19 protein-coding genes are annotated in these 17,494 nt (G+C 44.0%); 3 read left to right on the forward strand and 16 right to left on the reverse strand.

The window, feature by feature from the left end:
* Positions 1-42: 42 nt before the first annotated feature.
* The 6 genes from hrcA to gpr form a co-directional block, all read right to left on the reverse strand.
* Positions 43-1,077 (reverse strand): heat-inducible transcriptional repressor HrcA, encoded by a 1,035-nt coding sequence (gene hrcA / locus V8G47_RS12870; protein ID WP_034757462.1) that lies wholly within the window; start codon positions 1,075-1,077, stop codon positions 43-45.
* 235 nt (positions 1,078-1,312) lie between these two features.
* Positions 1,313-2,446 (reverse strand): radical SAM family heme chaperone HemW, encoded by a 1,134-nt coding sequence (hemW, locus tag V8G47_RS12875; RefSeq protein WP_336200474.1) that lies wholly within the window; start codon positions 2,444-2,446, stop codon positions 1,313-1,315.
* A 90-nt stretch (positions 2,447-2,536) separates the two neighbouring features.
* Positions 2,537-4,369, reverse strand: coding sequence for a translation elongation factor 4 (lepA, locus tag V8G47_RS12880; RefSeq protein ID WP_442970843.1), 1,833 nt, complete (start codon positions 4,367-4,369; stop codon positions 2,537-2,539).
* Between the two features lie 181 nt (positions 4,370-4,550).
* Positions 4,551-4,886 (reverse strand): DUF3679 domain-containing protein, encoded by a 336-nt coding sequence (locus V8G47_RS12885; RefSeq protein ID WP_336200475.1) that lies wholly within the window; start codon positions 4,884-4,886, stop codon positions 4,551-4,553.
* An 18-nt stretch (positions 4,887-4,904) separates the two neighbouring features.
* Positions 4,905-6,113 (reverse strand): stage II sporulation protein P, encoded by a 1,209-nt coding sequence (spoIIP, locus tag V8G47_RS12890; RefSeq protein ID WP_336200476.1) that lies wholly within the window; start codon positions 6,111-6,113, stop codon positions 4,905-4,907.
* Positions 6,114-6,352: 239 nt separating this feature from the next.
* Positions 6,353-7,462 carry a GPR endopeptidase gene (gene gpr, locus V8G47_RS12895; RefSeq protein WP_336200477.1) on the reverse strand — a complete coding sequence of 370 codons (1,110 nt, stop codon included), beginning with the start codon at positions 7,460-7,462 and terminating at the stop codon, positions 6,353-6,355.
* Positions 7,463-7,664: 202 nt separating this feature from the next.
* Between gpr and rpsT the strand changes: the two genes are divergently transcribed.
* Positions 7,665-7,916: a 30S ribosomal protein S20 gene (rpsT, locus tag V8G47_RS12900; RefSeq protein ID WP_034757447.1), complete on the forward strand. Its 252-nt coding sequence runs from the start codon at positions 7,665-7,667 to the stop codon at positions 7,914-7,916.
* A gap of 39 nt (positions 7,917-7,955) precedes the next feature.
* On the opposite strand, the gene holA is transcribed toward rpsT, so the two are convergent.
* Positions 7,956-8,984 (reverse strand): DNA polymerase III subunit delta, encoded by a 1,029-nt coding sequence (gene holA / locus V8G47_RS12905; RefSeq protein ID WP_034760533.1) that lies wholly within the window; start codon positions 8,982-8,984, stop codon positions 7,956-7,958.
* Positions 8,985-9,279: 295 nt separating this feature from the next.
* Here holA and V8G47_RS12910 point away from each other — a divergent pair, with 295 nt between their 5' ends.
* The gene (locus V8G47_RS12910; protein ID WP_034757445.1) at positions 9,280-9,414 is read left to right on the forward strand and encodes a YqzM family protein; all 135 of its coding nucleotides are present in this window, start codon (positions 9,280-9,282) and stop codon (positions 9,412-9,414) included.
* Positions 9,415-9,564: 150 nt separating this feature from the next.
* On the opposite strand, the gene V8G47_RS12915 is transcribed toward V8G47_RS12910, so the two are convergent.
* From V8G47_RS12915 to V8G47_RS12925, 3 genes are all read right to left on the reverse strand, one after another.
* Entirely contained in the window at positions 9,565-11,841 is a 2,277-nt protein-coding gene (locus tag V8G47_RS12915; protein WP_336200478.1) for a DNA internalization-related competence protein ComEC/Rec2, read from the reverse strand.
* The gene (locus V8G47_RS12920) at positions 11,834-12,397 is read right to left on the reverse strand and encodes a ComE operon protein 2 (RefSeq protein WP_336200479.1); all 564 of its coding nucleotides are present in this window, start codon (positions 12,395-12,397) and stop codon (positions 11,834-11,836) included. The genes V8G47_RS12915 and V8G47_RS12920 overlap by 8 nt, the downstream gene beginning before the upstream one ends.
* A 78-nt stretch (positions 12,398-12,475) precedes the next feature.
* The gene (locus V8G47_RS12925) at positions 12,476-13,102 is read right to left on the reverse strand and encodes a helix-hairpin-helix domain-containing protein (RefSeq protein WP_336200480.1); all 627 of its coding nucleotides are present in this window, start codon (positions 13,100-13,102) and stop codon (positions 12,476-12,478) included.
* 79 nt (positions 13,103-13,181) lie between these two features.
* Here V8G47_RS12925 and comER point away from each other — a divergent pair, with 79 nt between their 5' ends.
* The gene (gene comER, locus V8G47_RS12930) at positions 13,182-14,003 is read left to right on the forward strand and encodes a late competence protein ComER (protein ID WP_336200481.1); all 822 of its coding nucleotides are present in this window, start codon (positions 13,182-13,184) and stop codon (positions 14,001-14,003) included.
* 123 nt (positions 14,004-14,126) lie between these two features.
* Here comER and V8G47_RS12935 read toward each other — a convergent pair whose 3' ends face one another.
* The 6 genes from V8G47_RS12935 to aroE are packed head-to-tail and all read right to left on the reverse strand — an operon-like array spanning position 14,127 to position 17,494.
* Positions 14,127-14,867 carry a class I SAM-dependent DNA methyltransferase gene (locus tag V8G47_RS12935; RefSeq protein WP_336200482.1) on the reverse strand — a complete coding sequence of 247 codons (741 nt, stop codon included), beginning with the start codon at positions 14,865-14,867 and terminating at the stop codon, positions 14,127-14,129.
* Positions 14,868-15,221, reverse strand: a complete 354-nt coding sequence (rsfS, locus tag V8G47_RS12940) for a ribosome silencing factor (RefSeq protein ID WP_034757434.1) — start codon at positions 15,219-15,221, stop codon at positions 14,868-14,870.
* A gap of 4 nt (positions 15,222-15,225) precedes the next feature.
* Entirely contained in the window at positions 15,226-15,792 is a 567-nt protein-coding gene (yqeK, locus tag V8G47_RS12945) for a bis(5'-nucleosyl)-tetraphosphatase (symmetrical) YqeK (protein WP_261750289.1), read from the reverse strand.
* Positions 15,785-16,354 carry a nicotinate-nucleotide adenylyltransferase gene (locus tag V8G47_RS12950; protein ID WP_336200503.1) on the reverse strand — a complete coding sequence of 190 codons (570 nt, stop codon included), beginning with the start codon at positions 16,352-16,354 and terminating at the stop codon, positions 15,785-15,787. The genes yqeK and V8G47_RS12950 overlap by 8 nt, the downstream gene beginning before the upstream one ends.
* A 14-nt stretch (positions 16,355-16,368) precedes the next feature.
* Positions 16,369-16,662, reverse strand: a complete 294-nt coding sequence (gene yhbY, locus V8G47_RS12955) for a ribosome assembly RNA-binding protein YhbY (protein ID WP_034757429.1) — start codon at positions 16,660-16,662, stop codon at positions 16,369-16,371.
* A 1-nt stretch (position 16,663) separates the two neighbouring features.
* Entirely contained in the window at positions 16,664-17,494 is an 831-nt protein-coding gene (gene aroE, locus V8G47_RS12960; protein ID WP_336200483.1) for a shikimate dehydrogenase, read from the reverse strand.

The raw sequence follows: 17,494 nt of genomic DNA on the forward strand, positions 1-17,494 counted from the left end.
ACGCACTTTCGGGGCCTTATTTTCCTTTATACAATATGTCCACTAATCCCCACTTTGATACAGCTTCGTCAGAACCTTGGACATATCGTTTGAGAAGAAATTAAGTAAACTGACGACACGGGAATACTCCATCCGGGTAGGCCCGATGATCGCAATGGAACCTAATTGTTCTTTGCCAATCGAATAAGTAGCGGTTATGAGACTGCAATTCTCCATAGCAAGATGATCGTTTTCTTTCCCGATCTTTATGTTCACACCTGTGGCAGATGGACGGATCAGGTTATAGATACTCTCTTCCTGTTCAATCATTTCAAGAAGCATGCGGACCTTTTGTACATCGTTGAATTCAGGCTGATTCAGGATATTGGTCTTACCTCCAAAGAACAGCTTATCCGTGACCGTTGGATTAAAGGAATCCGTTAAGGAATGGAGGATAAAATCATAATTCTGTATATGCTCTTTGAGTAAAAGAGCGACTTCCTTAAAGATTTTATCGTTCAACTCACTGATCGGAACACCCGTCAAGCGGTCATTTAATATGTGTACAAGCTTTTCAAGCTCGGAGGCATCCATTGTCGGCGGGATATGGAACAGCTTATTTTCAACATGTCCGTTATCCGTGACGATGATGGCAATGGCCGTATCTTTGTTAAGGGGAATCAGTTGAATTTTTTTCAACTTGTTTTCCTTTAAATCAGGCCCTAATACAATCGTTGTATAATTGGTCAGCTCTGAAAGGATCTTCGCCGATTTCTGAACCACTTTTTCCAATTCATACATGCGCTCGGTAAAGATGGAGCGTAGTGCATGCACATCATTCTTCTTTAATTTCTGTGGAGAAAGCAAGTGATCCACATAGTATCGATAGCCTTTTTCTGACGGTACGCGACCTGAGGATGTGTGGGTTTTTTCGATAAAGCCCAAATCCTCAAGATCTGCCATTTCGTTTCGGATCGTAGCCGAACTGAATGAGATCTCATCTTTTTTAGACAAGCTCCTCGAACCGACAGGCTGGGCAGAAAGAATAAAATCATCAATGATCACTTGAAGAATTAGAAGTTGTCGATCTGTTAACAACATTCATCACCCCTGTTAGCACTCTACTAAGATGAGTGCTAAATCTAATTAATAAATTATCAAATCAGTAAAGGGATGTCAATATATTAGATTGGGTCTTTTCATTGGCCTTTTAAAAATAGCGAGTGGTGGTTGATTTCCGCTGCAGGTGCTCGCTTTCCGCAGGGCGTGAGTTGAGCACCTTCCGCTTCAATCAACTTAATTAGCATAAGCTAACCCTCACATTCGAACACGACTATTCGATTACACCCAGGAATGATTGAAAAACCTCATTCCCTAAAAAGCGCCCTTGTTTTGTAAGTGCTACTTTCTCTTGATTTACTGAGAGCAGTCCGCGCTTTTCCATTTCTTTGATGGATGGGCCAAAGACGGATTCTATGCTGGATCCGAATTTTTGTTGGAATATGGTTTTACTTACGCCTTCGACTTTACGCAACCCGAGGAACATTTCTTCTTCCATCATTTCGGCTTTGGTGACTTGATGCTCCTGGATGGTCGGAAGGGAACCTTGTGAAATCGGGTCCATGTATTTTTTGAGCGGTCCGTAGTTGGAATAACGTACTCCGTTTATATATCCGTGTGCACCTGCTCCTAAACCATAATATTCATTATTGTCCCAGTAAACGAGATTGTGTTTGCTTTCAAATCCCGGTTTGGCAAAGTTACTGATCTCATATTGATTGATCCCATACTTCTCCATCGTTTCGATCAGGATTTCGTACATGGCTGCCTCCTGGTCCTGGGACGGCAGTGACAACTTACCCTTTCTCATCAAGTTATAGAAAACCGTTTTCGGCTCTACAATGAGTGAATAGGCTGAGTAATGAGGAAGATCCAGATCAAGGGCTTTTGTTAGGGTATCCTGAAAATCTTCCTCTGTTTGCCTTGGAAGACTATAAATCAGATCGATGCTGATGTTAGAGAATCCTACTTTTTGAGCGTTTTCTACTGACGTATAGACATCTTCGCTTTTATGGGTACGACCGATTCCTTTCAATAGTTCATCATTGAAGGATTGAACCCCGAAACTCAACCGATTCACACCGTGATCCTTTAACACGCGTAGTTTATCTTGTGTTAGATCACCAGGGTTTGCTTCGAAGGTAAATTCACCCTTTTCAAATGGCAAATGGGTCGTGATGGATTCACACAGCGTATCGAGCTGACTAGCATCCAAAGACGTCGGCGTACCACCTCCGACAAAAACTGTATCCAGTTTCTCAGAAGCTGATACTCTATGTTTCATTTCCTGACCCAGGGTGATTAAGTATTCATTTACGGGCTGACCTTCCAGGAAAACTTTATTAAAATCACAATAGTGGCAGATATGTTCACAAAAAGGAATATGAATATAAGCTGATTTAACCAAGATTATCCCTCCTTTTGGGGCATTCATAGAGAAAAGGGGGTAAGCTGTGCTTGAAAAACAAGCCACTTTCCCCCTTTATCTGCATGACGATTATTTTTTATCCGTATCATCCATTTTCAGGACGGCCATGAAGGCTTCCTGCGGAACTTCAACATTCCCAACGGACTTCATACGTTTTTTACCTTCTTTTTGTTTATCAAGAAGCTTACGTTTACGCGAGATATCCCCACCGTAACATTTTGCCAGTACGTTCTTCCGGATGGCTTTAATAGTGGATCTTGCTACAATCTTCTGTCCGATCGCTGCCTGGACGGGCACTTCGAATTGTTGTCTAGGGATTAATTCCTTCAATTTCTCAACAATCAGCTTCCCGCGTTCATAAGCAAAGTCACGGTGAACGATAAAGCTCAGGGCATCGACATTTTCAGCATTCAGCAGGATATCCATTTTCACAAGCTTGGATTCCTTGTATCCGATTAGCTCATAATCAAATGAAGCGTACCCTTTCGTATTCGATTTCAACTGATCGAAGAAGTCATATACGATTTCAGCAAGCGGGATTTCATAGACGATGTTCACTCGTGTATCATCCATATACTGCATATCGATGAAGTTCCCGCGCTTTACTTGACAAAGTTCCATTACGGCACCTACGTAATCGTTCGGAACCATTATCGTTGCTTTGACATAAGGTTCTTCCACATGATCGACCTTTTGAGGATCCGGCATCATGGATGGGTTATCCACTTTCACTTCTTCACCGTCCGTCAATTTCACATGATAGATAACGCTCGGTGCAGTCGTGATCAGGTCGATCTTGAATTCCCGTTCGATACGTTCCTGAATGATCTCCATATGCAGGAGACCCAGGAATCCACAACGGAATCCAAACCCTAATGCCTGTGAAGTTTCAGGCTCGAATTGAAGGGCAGAGTCATTTAATTCAAGCTTTTCAAGCGCTTCTCGTAGATCATTATAACGATTTGAATCAATCGGATATAGACCGCAATAAACCATCGGGTTCATTCGGCGATAACCAGGCAATGCTTCCTGTGCAGGATTATTGGCAAGTGTGATCGTATCCCCTACACGGGTGTCTCCGACGTTCTTGATCGCTGCAGTCAAATATCCAACATCCCCGACCGTCAATTCCTTCTGACCCGTCGCTTTCGGAGTGAAGACGCCGATCTCGGTCACTTCAAACTCTTTCCCTGTTGCCATCATGCGCACCTTATCCCCTACCTTGACGCTTCCATCCATCACACGGATGTAGGCAACGACTCCTCGGTAGGCGTCATATAAAGAGTCAAAGATAAGGGCTTTTAATGGTGCATCTGGATCCCCTTGAGGAGCAGGCACCTTTTCCACCACCTGCTCGAGGATCTCTTCAATCCCGATTCCGGCTTTGGCGGATGCAAGGACTGCTTCAGATGCATCCAGACCAATGACATCTTCCACTTCCTGACGAACTCTCTCGGGATCGGCTGCCGGAAGGTCGATTTTGTTGATGACGGGCAGGATTTCCAAGTTATTATCCAAGGCAAGATACACGTTTGCAAGCGTCTGTGCTTCAATCCCCTGAGCGGCATCCACTACAAGGACAGCTCCCTCACAAGCCGCTAAACTACGGGATACTTCGTATGTAAAGTCTACGTGCCCCGGTGTATCGATAAGGTGGAAAATATATTCTTCCCCATCCTTTGCCTGATACTTTAATTGCACAGAATTTAATTTGATGGTGATTCCACGCTCTCTCTCAAGGTCCATGGAATCCAGCAATTGGGCTTTCATTTCACGTGCCGTCAATGCTTTCGTCTTTTCTAATATACGATCGGCAAGGGTAGATTTCCCATGGTCGATATGAGCTATAATGGAAAAGTTTCTAATTCTCGATTGTCTCTCTAATTTCTCTTCACGGTTCATTATTCGTTCAACTCCTGTTATTTCCACACATGTACACTATTTTGAATTATAGCAGTAGACTATATATTATTCAATGTAAACTAAAAGGCCTATTGGGAATTGACCGATTTCCTTGTATTCCGCGAATCGACCTGTGACGTGAAACATAACAAAGAAGGCTCCAGGAGGGCCTTCTTTTCGTTTAAATGAGCGAAGCAATGACGTCCACTATTTTATTGGTGATGCTTTCGATGGTATTCGCTATCACTTTTCCGATGGAAGAAAATACATTAAAGGCTTTCATTTCTCCTAGCTTCTCTTTCTTTTCAGTCAGGGTTTTGGAATCCACCTCATTCCCGAGGAACGATGCTTCGACATTACCCTCCACGTTCTCGTTGACGCCGACAGGAGAGGTGAAGTTCTGCTGTTCATGTCCCTTCATATCCACGATTCCTTGATTGGCATATTGCATCCCGATCAGGACTCCGATAAATAATGCCGTTATGAGAAATGCACATTTAAAAAAGAATTTCGTCATGTTCATCCATCCTTTTCATTACTGTCTTACAGCAGGGGTCTTGAGGGAACCATCCACCTTTTCTGCCTGCCAATAATATTCAGCAAATACATCAGCGAAAGCGTCTGCCGTCCTCTCCAGTTCCTCAAATGTATTATCCACCCCTCCGAATTCAAGGAGCATGGCGTTTCCGGAAAGATCCTGATTGAATTTACCGTTTGTGCCACTGCCCTTTTTCGCTATGACTCCACGTGAAATCCCTTTATATTTTGATTCCAATCGCTTATGAAGTTCGGTTGCCAGTTTCAGGTTCTGTTCATAGTTCGGGTGCTCTTCCCCTACAACAAATGCAAGCTTTGCGTAGGGCTTGCCGCCTATCGTCACGGTCGTCATGTCTCTCCTCTGTGAATCCCGGTGAATATCCACCATATACAACAAATCTTTATTGCTGGTCATGGCTGCCTGCACCAGCGGCCGCGACTCCTGATAAGCTGCCCAGTAGTCAAGTCCCTTATGGTTTAAGTTTTGGATCACATCGGTCTTATCGATGCTTGTCCCTATCCCCTCGTCCTCCAGGCCCGTCTTCACCATTTCGCCCACCCTGGTGACATTGATCTTGGAGTGCATGGCGGAATCCGGTTTGGTCACTCCCTCCAGATAAGGAAGATAGGATTCCCTCGTATGAGTGAAGTAAAGAAGGACCGTCTTTTTATTTCCTGTGGATAATGGCGGGGCTACGTCCCCGCCCTTTTGATTGGTTTCTTTCAGATCCCCGACATTCTTGAGTTGCGCTTCATTTTCAGATTCCAGTGCTTCAGGTGGGGGGACCGATTCAATCGGCAAATTCGTAAAGTCCGTCCCTTCCCCTGCCACCAGGATATCCCCGTCAAAAATCGAGAAACCCGGCAGTTCACGACCGAGAAAGCTCCGGGGATCTTCGAAACTTACGTTGGTGGCCACCTGAAAGAAGATGGATGAGAAGCTTGGGAGGGCCTGATCCTCTTCTGTCAATATTTGATTAAAAGACCGGTTTTCCAGCGCCAGCAATTTATACAATGTCTCACCCTTCACACTGGAAGCCGCTTGATTCAACGAATTCGACGTTATTCTATATTCAGGGTTGGAGGAAGTGAGGATCCCGATCATCGAAAATATCGAGAGCAATCCTGCAAGGAAAATCAGCGTCCCTTTCAGTAACGTAGACATTTGTATGGCAATGACATAGTTAGAGTCTTTGTATGATCTCATTCTCCCACCCTTTCTTTTCTCTACTCTAGTACAACCTATGACAATGATAGAGATAGTAGAACTGTATGTAGTAGTCATTATGAGATGTTTGGTGGAAAGTTAAACGGTAAAGTCTAGTATTTTTCGTGATGGACAGGTGCTTTTTGGTTGGATTTTTATAAGAAAGGGGAAACTTTTCCCCATATCAAAAACGCCTCGAGGTCCACATTCCCCCTCGAGGCGTAATCATCTACATCCATCTATCTCGTCTGATATCCCGTATTCGCCTGATTCACTGCATCATGGAGCGCCGCATTGAGGCCGCTTGCGATGAGGTTCGCCATGTCCTCCATGAACACATCCACTTCTTTCGGTGTGACCATCAGGTTATGGCCGATCGGAGACAGGACTTCATGAATCAGCTTTCGTTTTTCCTGATCTTCCAGGGTTCCGACGATTCCCATGAAGGTTTGTCGATGCTGTTCTTCCGGGAGATCTTCCTCTGTCAGCTTCCTTCTTTCACCGAAGCTCAGTCCTGCAGGAGCAAGGGATCGTGAAGGACGGTCCCCTTCTCTCATTTCTTTCCCAAAGTGTTTCAAGAGGAAATCCACTGTATCGCTCACGATTGTCACAGCATCCAGCACAGTCGGAACACCGATGGCAATGACCGGGACACCCAATGTTTCCTGATCCAGCCCTTTCCGTTTATTCCCCACTCCAGACCCCGGATGGATTCCGGTATCTGATATTTGGATCGTCGCATTGACGCGTTCGATCGACCGGGAAGCCAGGGCGTCGATGGCGATGATAAAGTCGGGCTTTGATTTCTCCACCACCCCGAAAATGATATCACTCGTTTCAATCCCTGTCAGTCCCATGACACCCGGCACGAGGGCACTGACCGGTCGATACCCTTCTTCCACCGATTCAGGCTGCAATTCGAATAGATGTCTCGTTACAATGATGTCTTCACATACCCTCGGCCCCAATGAATCAGGGGTCACATTCCAGTTTCCGAGGCCGACGATCAAACAGCTTGCATTTTTACTGATTTTGTTATTGATCAGGAATTGATTGAATTCATTGGCGAATATATTTTCGACCTTCTGTTGCAGCTCTGTATTTTCCTCACGGATACCATGAGCCTCGATCGTTAAATAGTTTCCCGGTTTTTTTCCGATTTTTTCTTCCCCTTCCGGCGTGACCGTCACGAGGGAAACCTTCACTCCATCTTCTTCTTTTTCTTTAATCATGACACCCTGAATGGATGACGTATCCTCCGCTTTATCACTGACGACCATTTCTCTTGCTTCCACGGCAAGATCGGTACGAATGGAATATTTACTAAGATCGATTTCTTCTTTTTTCATTGTGACTCTACCTCCAGGCTTGGGATATTATCCAGTATTTTTTTATGTTTACCTTTTTGGTATGTGTTCATTCACTTGTTTAATTTCGCTCCATAGTATTGCAATATCACTGTCCGTTTGATAAAATATCATTTGTTCTTATTGTTTAGGAATTTAAATCGAGTCACATAGAATCTCGATCCTTTTATAGGAGGTGACAGGAATGCCAAATATCAAATCAGCTATCAAACGCGTAAAAACAAGCAACGAGCGTAACGCTCAAAACGCTGCAGTAAAATCTACTATGCGTACTGCGATCAAGAAAGCAGAAGCAGCAGCGACTAACAGCGCTGACAATGCGAAAGATCTAGTAACTGAAGCGGTACGTCAATTAGACAAAGCAGCTCAAAAAGGTCTTATCCACAAAAACGCTGCAGATCGTCAAAAGTCTCGCCTAATGAAAAAAGCGAACTAATTGAAAAAAACCACCGAACCAATTGGTCCGGTGGTTTTTTTATGTAAAACTTTGATCATGAAGTTTAAACAGGAACATTTCAATCATCAGTTCTTTCTTGATCTTTCCTGATTTGATTTCATAATCCCCTTGTGAAAGGGTATCGATGATATGGGCCAGCTGCTTATCATTGAAATGCTTCGCCTGTCCGGCTGCGAGTTTTACCCTGAACGGGTGCACTTTCAAGGTGGAGGCAATCTTTTGTTGGCCGTAGCCTCTGCGGGAAAGCTCCTTAGTGCCGTAAATGAGGCGGAACTGACCTGCGAGGATCGCCAGGATTTTGAGCGGTTCCTCGTTTTGCTTGAGCAGATCGTAATAGATCCTTAATGCCTCATCGATCCTTCTGTGCACGACTTTGTCCACTAATGTGAAGATATTTTGTTCCAACGACCTGGCCGTTAACCGCTCAACGACTTCCACATCGATCCGGTTCGTGTCACTTGCATATAAAGAAAGCTTATCCAATTCCTGAGTGAGCATCATCAGATTGGTGCCTGCTAATGTCAGCAGTAATTCGACGGCATCTTCATCGATCTGAACACTATTACCGGCAGCACGTTCCCTAACCCAGGATTTCAATTCATGCTCATTCAACTTTTTGGCTTCGACAACTTCAGCACTTTTTTTTAACGATTTGGTGATCTTTTTACGCTCGTCCAGTTTTTCATAATTCGCCGTGATGACAAGGATCGTGTACGGTGCAGGTGATTGTATGTATTGTTCAAAACGCTTGATATTATGTTCTACTTTTTCTTTTGTTTTTTCAGCCGTCAAAAAAACGGGATTTTGGATAACGACGACTCGTCTTTCTCCCATGAACGGAAAGGTTTCCGCGTCTTCTATCGCTACCTCTATCGGTGTTTCCTCCAGATCATAGCTGGAAAAATTAAAATCCATTTCTTCTTCTGAAATGGCCCTTGAGACAATTCTTTGTTTCGTTTCATTAATAATAAATGACTCATTTCCGTAAACTAAATATACAGCGGCAAATTGAGATTTCTCTATTTTTTTCCAAGTATCGATAACCAAGTCAGCACTCTCCATTAAGTCTTTTCTCTACTCTATGGTAAAAAAGCTTTTTGGTTTTGGCAAGGGGTAAAGGGGACATCCCTCATATAGGACACCCCCTATATCTATATTAACGCTAACGGATAAGACCTAGGAACCTGATCCGTCAAGCGGTATTTCCTTTGTATTGATTAGTGTCACCACGAGCTCTCAAAGTTATGGGTGACAACTCTTGTCAGTAAAGGAAAAAGTAAAGGGAAGTATAGATTTTTCAGTAACGTTGTTCTATACTAGAATAGAAATAGGAGGGGTAATTGTGAACCAATTTGAAAAGAATGTACAATCAAAAAGAAATGATGCGGTAGATTCAGGTGTAGCCTTCGGTGTTTCTTTTGGATTCTTTGCATTAATGTTCATTATTGCAACAGCAATCAAATTAATTGGATCTTAATGAAAAATAGGGGCTGGCCTTCAAAGAAACCGGTTACTTCAACTTCTATTTATGGTACTTTCGGTATCATAAAGATGGTTTGAATACCTTGATTCTTTGCAATAGGTCCGCCCCTTTTTCATTAGCGCTTAATTTGTTTTGTTCTACATCCTATGGCAGGTGGGCTGAAAACGTTCCTTTTTTATCCCAAAAACGATAGGTGATCGCCCCGTTCACAGCCGTACTGTAAATCGTCAGTCCCCTTTCCTTTAATCGCTCCATCACTTCAGGGTGGGGATGGCCGAAGCGATTGGTTTCTCCTGCAGAAATCACTGCGACGGCCCGGTCCGTTTCATCGAGTAACACTTCCGATGTACTCGTATTGCTGCCGTGATGACCGACTTTCAACACATCCACAGGCAGATCGAATGTTGCAACCAACTCTCTTTCCCCTTCCTTCTCCAGATCCCCTGTAAACAACCATTTCTTTGAGCCGATTTCACCGTATAGAACAATGGAGTCATTATTTCCTTCATACTCTTTATCAAGGGGGGATACGATATGCAGCCCATCACCGTCTCCACGCCAGTTATCCCGATACATCACTTCTTTGACCGATATCCTTTTTACCTTCGCCATCTTGATCAACCGGTCCACCTCCACCTTCTCCCCGCTTCCGGGACTGATCAATAGTTCTCCGACCTTCATTTCGTTTAATACTGCTTCCGCTCCGCCTATATGATCAAGATCTCCATGAGTTAGTATCAATGCATCAATGGACGTGATTCCTTTGCTTTTTAAAAAAGGCACCAAAATGTCCTCCCCTACAGAAAAATGGTTCTTTTTCTCCTCCCATTTTTCTTTCGGGAACGGCACTTCCCCTCCTGCATCAATTAAATATGTGCCGTGGTTGAATGGCAGATCGATCAATGTTGCATCCCCCTGCCCCACATCAATGAAGACAATTTCTCCATAAGGATGGTAGTTGTTCAAGATGAGATGAATGAAGGTAAAAAGAAAAAGCAGTACGACGGAAATGTATTTCCTCGTCTCCATTCCAACGAATACGAAATAAATCAAAATGAGATACCCAAGAACAAGAACAATATTCGGCCTCCCCATTATCAAGGTGCTAAATGGTAAAGAAGCAACGGCAGAGGATAACCATTGAATTCCTTCCAGCAGAATTTGATAAGGTATCATGGCCCATCCAGCCGATACTACTGAAATGAAGAGATAGGTGACGATGGCCATCGGGAGGATGATGATGGAAAAAAGGGGGACGTAAAGAAGATTAGTCAAAAAACCGATCAAAGAGAATTCATAGAAATGATAGGTTACGAAGGGGAGTGAAGACAATTGGGCCACCATTGTGACGGTGACCATTTGTTTGAAGGAAGAAGAACTCTGTAAAATGGTCCGGGAAGAAAGCACAAGTGAAAAACTGACTGCGAATGAGAGCTGAAAGCCCACATTGTAAACCGAGAAAGGTTCGTATAAGACAATGAGGAGGAACACTGTGGCCAGGCTATCGATTACTCCGATATTCCTGGAGGTTTGTTTGCCGAGGATGAGGATGATCAGCATGAAGGATGCCCGTACAACAGAGGGAGAGCCGCCGGTCAATACGATATAACATAGAAGAAATAGAATTCCTGTCAAGGATGCCGCTTCCCTTGTCAGGCCAATCCTTAATAAAAGGTAATGAAGTATCGCAAACAAAAGTCCCACATGAAGACCTGAAATGGCAAGGAGATGAACGACACCGAGCTCCCTGAATGCCTTCATGGTATCCTCTGTAATCATCCCGGTCTCACCGAACAGTAATGCCTGAGTGATACCGACCGTTGAAGAGGGAAACTCCCGTTCAATTCTTTTTAACCCCTGAAATCTAAGCTGTGTAAGGCTATGTTTCCAGGTGCTTCGATCCACACATCCCTCAAATCCCTGTACTTCAAGGATCCAATACACCCCTTGATGGGACAGATAGTCTTTATAATCGAAGGAATTTGGATTTTTACTGTGCTGAGGTTCTGCCAACTGTCCTTTAACATTGCAGACAAAACCGGGATTCACTTCTGCAAACCGCCTTTTTTCCTCTTCGGTAGCAAAATAATAACGAATCAGGAGTTTCTCATTTTCTACTTTCGCAAATGAAACAAAGGTGTTTCCGTCAATGGTGGGGATATCATCTATAAATACTTGAAGGCTGGACGGTTCAGACTGAGGGGTAAGATCTGATTTCTGGTTTTTCTCTTGTAAAAAGGAGTGAAAGAAGGAAACGATCACCAGGAGGCATGAAACGATAAAGATGGTTCGGTGCACTTTTCTGAGGAAAAGGGAAAGGAGGAGGAGAAAAAGGACGACAGCACCCCAAAAGAATTGAAGTGCCAGCAATGTCCCTGATAGAACCGACAACGCCAAATAAATGCATATGCCTCTACTCATTAAAAAGCTTTATGTATTCCTGCTCATAATAACGAAGCTTTTCCTCTGAAACTCCCTGCTGCCTCAGATCCTCTATCAACTGGATCATGAGCGTTGCTTTTTCCTTGTGTTTTACATCGATACTACTTTCCTGGAAAGGCACTTTTTCCACCTGGACGCCTGCCTTTTCGAACAGTTCGATGGCGTACGGATGATTTTTATAATCTTTTGCATAGTAAACGGTTTTGATGCCTGCCTGGATGAGCGCCTTACAGCATTGAAGGCAAGGGAAATGCGTGACGTATATGTCCGCATCCTCCGTCCCGACCCCGAACTTTGAGCATTGCAGGAGTGCATTCATTTCTGCGTGGATGGTCCTCACACAGTGATTGTCAATGACATAGCACCCTTCATCTATACAATGATCTCCACCGGCTATGGAGCCATTATAGCCTCCAGCTATGATCCGCTTATCCCGGACGATGGTTGCTCCCACCGCGAGTCTCGTACACGTGCTGCGGAGGGCAAGCAGTTGACTTTGAGCCATGAAATATTGATGCCATGCAATTCTTTCCATCACCATTCTCCCTTCCTTTGTTCTGCTCTTTATTTTATTGCTTGTTTAAGTGTATAAAGACTTCCTGCCTTTCGTCAATCATTGGACAAAAATATGTTCTTTTAATTTCTCGAATGTTTTTTCTCCAATTCCTGAAATGTTTGTTATTTCTTCAATAGATTTGAAGGGACCATTTTCTTCACGGTATTGGATAAAGGTGGCGGCTTTCGATGGTCCTATTCCAGGGAGGGTTTCGAATTCGGCTTCTGAGGCTGTATTGATATTAAGTTTATCCTCTCCTGATTCTGCCCCTGGAGAAACAGGGGCGGGAAGTGACTGAGGCGTCGTTTCCATTTCACCGATTTTCGGGATATAAATCATCATTTCGTCCGTAACTTTGATGGCGAGATTCATCAATTTTTTGTCTGCATCCTTTGTGAACCCCCCTGCCCTGTCTATGACGAACTTAAGCCTATCCCCCTGCTTCACTTCATAAAGACCGGGATTCACCACCTCTCCCTTTACGTCCACATACACTGTTTCAGGACTTTTCGCTATTTCAGGCTCTTCAGGTTTTTCAGTCAGTTTCACTTCTGTTGCTGCAGTAAAGGAGGGTTCTTCAACGCGAGGCTCGCCGGCTTTTATTAAAATATACCCAATCAGGAGTACGACACAAATCGCGAAGATCACAAGGATCGTTCGGTACTTTTCAATTAAGGACTGCATGGAAATCACCTCTGGTGGAATATTCAGTGCATGGAACTCATACCTTTTAGGAGAGAGTGGGAAAGAAGGAGGGCTGAACATGAAAATAGGTATCATCGGAACGGGAAACATGGGGAAAATCATTATTGAAGCTCTCATTGAATCACAGGCGATTTCTCCTTCACATCTTCATATTACGAATCGTTCATTAAAAAAAGCCGAGGATATAAAAGAGAAATTCCGCAACGTGAACATAGGTCGTACAAATGAAGAGGTCATTTCTTCATCTGATCTGGTCTTCATCTGCGTCAAGCCGCATGATGTGTATGATGTGATTCAAGAGAATAAGAAAAACTTCACGAAGGACAAATGTGTCGTTTCCATCACAAGCCCGGTAAGTGTGAATCAGTTGGAATCCTTATTACCCTGTTCTTGCGCACGGTTCATTCCAAGTATCACGAACCGCGCATTGAGCGGCGTGTCCCTTCTAACATATGGAAGTCATTGTTCAGATAAATGGAGGCGGGAATTAACGAAGATTGCCGGACATATCTCTACCCCTGTCGAGATTGATGAAAATGTAACTCGGGTCGCATCTGATATTGTCAGCTGCGGGCCTGCTTTTTTCAGTTATGTGACGCAGCGGTTCATTGATGCTGCAGTGGAAGTGACAGAGATAGATCATGAAACCGCAACTGTCCTCGCTTCTGAAATGCTGGTCGGTCTTGGGGATCTGTTGAAGAAAAATATCTATACGTTACCGACACTTCAAGAAAAGGTTTGTGTAAAAGGAGGGGTGACCGGGATAGGGATTTCTGTAATGGAAAGAGAACTGGGAGATGTTTTCGAGAAACTTTTCGAAGCCACACAAGAAAAATTCGTGGATGATATTGAAGGAACCAAATCACAATTCGGGGTCTAAAGTGACTCCTCTTTTTATACTTCGACATAAATTGATTTATTCCTTCTTTTTTCTACCGTTTTGATCCTGTCTTAAACCAATATAAGCCGGGTCGCTCTCATTCTGAGGCGACCCGGCTTTTGATTATTTCTTTTTACACGCAAAGAAGATTCTCTCACTCTTGTCAGTGGGAGATTCTTCCGTAAAGTCCGCAGTGATATTCAACACATCGAAGCCGTTGCCACGGAGCCACTCCTTTATCATAAGGATTGGATAGGTACGCTGTTTGTGCAGCTCTTCCACTCGCTCGTACTGTCCGGTTTCTTCATCTTCCACGAAAAAAGTCAGTTCATGTTCCACACTATTGGGAACTTCACCCGGGAAGCAATCCCATATATAGGATACGTGTTCATCCGTAAGGGTAAAGGTTTGGTTCATGAATATCTGGGTCATTTTGAAAATGGAATGCACATCAAAAAGGAATAGCCCATCCTGCTTCAGATGACGATGGACCCCTTTAAATGTGCTCTCCACGTCACTCTCGTCTTCCAGGTAATTCAATGAATCACAAAAAATCGTAATGATGTCGTATTCACCAAGGGAATCGAGTCTCGACATATCCTGCTGAAATAACTGGATCTGAACACTCTGTGCCGATGCCTTTTCCTGGGCGATGGTGAGCATGTCCTGGGACAAGTCGACCCCCGTCACATCATATCCGTCCCGTGCAAGCCTCAATGATAATTCCCCGGTTCCACAAGCGATATCAAGAACCCTCCTCCCCTGGTGACGTATTGCCTGGCGGTTCACATACTCCAACCAGCCATCGTATGGGACGTCCTGCATTAAATAATCGTATACATAAGCAAAACGCTCATAACTCATTTACAGGTTCTCACCTTGTCCGACCTCGACGAATGATGCATCTCCCCATAAACGTTCAAGATTATAGTAACCTCTTTCTTCTTTATGGAATACGTGAGCGACGACATCGCCTAAATCAACCAGGATCCAGCGTGCCTGATCGAATCCTTCAAGTCGTTTCACTGTGTATCCCTTTTCTTCTGCTGCGTCTTTCAATTCACGCGCGATCGCCTGTACCTGTTTGTCTGAATTACCGTGACAGATCAGGAAATAATCGGCAATCAACGAAACACCTTTCATATCCAATACAACAATATCCTCAGCGCGTTTATCATCAGCCGCTTTAAAGGCTAATTCTACTAAATTTTGTTCCATTCCTTCATCTCCTCTGATTTAATGTCAGTTCATTGTAAAAGCGAAATGTATCCGGATAGATCGCTTGATTTTTTTTCATAAGAAACGTGATCGTATTCTGAAGAGCTTTTATGAGTGCCAGGTCCAATGATTCCTTGGCAAGCTCCCTCACTTCTTCCACACCGGGGAACCTGCGATTCGGCTCAATATAATCGGCTAAATAAACCACCTTGTCGAGTACCGTCATCCCCTCTTTCCCCGAAGTATGGAAGCGGATGGCATCCAGGATATCACGGTCTTCTATCCCGACTTCCCGTTCTACCAGAATAGCTCCTACAGGCGCGTGCCATAACTCGCCATTATACAGTAATAGATCCTTTGAAAGATTCTCCCTTTCAATGATCCCCTGCATTTCCCCTTTATCCCGGAACTTTGCATAATCATGAAAGATCGCAGCTGTTTCAGCCTTTTTCTCATCGGCCCCATACCGTTTCGCAAGCTCGATGCTCGTCTCCATGACACCACATGTGTGTATGTAGCGGTGTTCAGTCAAATGCTTTTTAACCAGCTCCAGTGCTTTTTCTCTATTCATATAACTTCTCCTCCTTGATCAATCGATACACGTCGTCCGGAACCAAATAGCGAACCGTTTGTCCCTTATTTACTGTGTCACGAATGTATGAGGAAGAAAGATCGACGGCGGGTACTTCGATCAATTGTACCTTGTAGGAAGTCTCATGGGTATAATCCGGACGATTGACCCCGATGAACTTCACCATATTCTGCAATTCTTCGATTTTATACCATTTCGGGAGATACTCGATCATATCCCCGCCTATGATAAACGAAAATTCGGTGTTCTCTTCTCTTTCCATCAAAAGCTTGATGGTGTCATATGTGTAAGAGGCACCCTGTCTTTCGAGTTCGATCCGTTCAATCGAAAAACGGGGATGACCCTTGATGGCTGCCTCCAGCATCCGAAGCCGCTGGTCCACTGTCACCCTTTCATCCACCTGTTTATGGGGAGGTACATGGTTTGGCAGGAAGCGGATTTCATCTAATTGTGCCTTTTCCAACACTTGATCTGCAATGACCAAGTGACCCATATGGGGAGGATTGAAAGTACCTCCCAGAAGTCCAACCTTTTTTTTCATCATCGTATCGATCCTTATCTTGGCAGGATTAATTGCTTATTTTCTTTCGATTCTTTGTACAGGACAATGGTATTTCCGATAATCTGTACAATTTCAGCTCCTACACCTTCCGAAAGCTCCTGTGCAACCTCTGTCTTATCCATATCACAATTTTGAAGGATGCTGATTTTCATCAATTCCCTCGTCTCGATTGCTTCTCCGATCGTTTTGATCATATTATCGTTGACTCCGCCTTTTCCTACTTGAAAAACCGGATTTAAGTGATGTGCTTCTGAACGTAAAAACCTTTTTTGTTTACCTGTTAACATGTTAACCTCCTAGTTGTTGTAAAACGGTGTCCCTCATAATGGAATAGGACGGAAAGATTCCTGTCCATTTCTTAAATGAGAGTGCTCCCTGGTAAACGAACATATCAAGCCCGTTCTGAGTCAGGGCACCTTTTTGCTTCGCCTGTTTCAATAATGTTGTTTCCAGTGGATTATAAATGATATCCGAGACGATGCTTCCCTGCTTTAATTTATTGACCTTTATAGGACTGTCTTCAATATGAGGAAACATGCCGATGGATGTCGTCTGGATGATGACATCATAATCGTGCAATTCGTTCTCAGCAGCTTCAAGGGTAAGGAACGAAGAATCTAATGGAAACGGACAGGCGTCCATCATCTTCACTGCCCTTCCCGGGGTCCGGTTGGTGACATCGATCTTCCGTACACCCGAAGAGGCAAGTGTATAATAGATGGCCCGGGCTGCACCGCCGGCCCCGATGATCAGCATCGACTTGTTTTCCAGACGATCGCCGGCTGCCTTCTTCAAGCCTTCAACAAATCCAAGACCGTCTGTATTATACCCGATCAGCTTGCCATTTTCATTGGCAATCGTGTTGACAGCACCGATGGCCTTTGCCAATGGATCAATCCCATCGAGGAGAGACATGACATGTTCTTTATGAGGAACCGTCACATTCACTCCCTGAATACCCAAGGCTTTGATTCCGCGGATGGCGTCGGGAAGCTGCTCTTTCTTTACATGAAATCGAACATATTCAGCGTTAATTCCGTTATCTTCAAACGCGCTATTATGCATCAGGGGCGACATTGAGTGAGCAATCGGGTCCCCAATCACACCATAAAGAGCCAC

Origin of the sequence: Rossellomorea sp. LJF3, assembly GCF_037046045.1 — a bacterium.
Taxonomy (GTDB): domain Bacteria; phylum Bacillota; class Bacilli; order Bacillales; family Bacillaceae_B; genus Rossellomorea.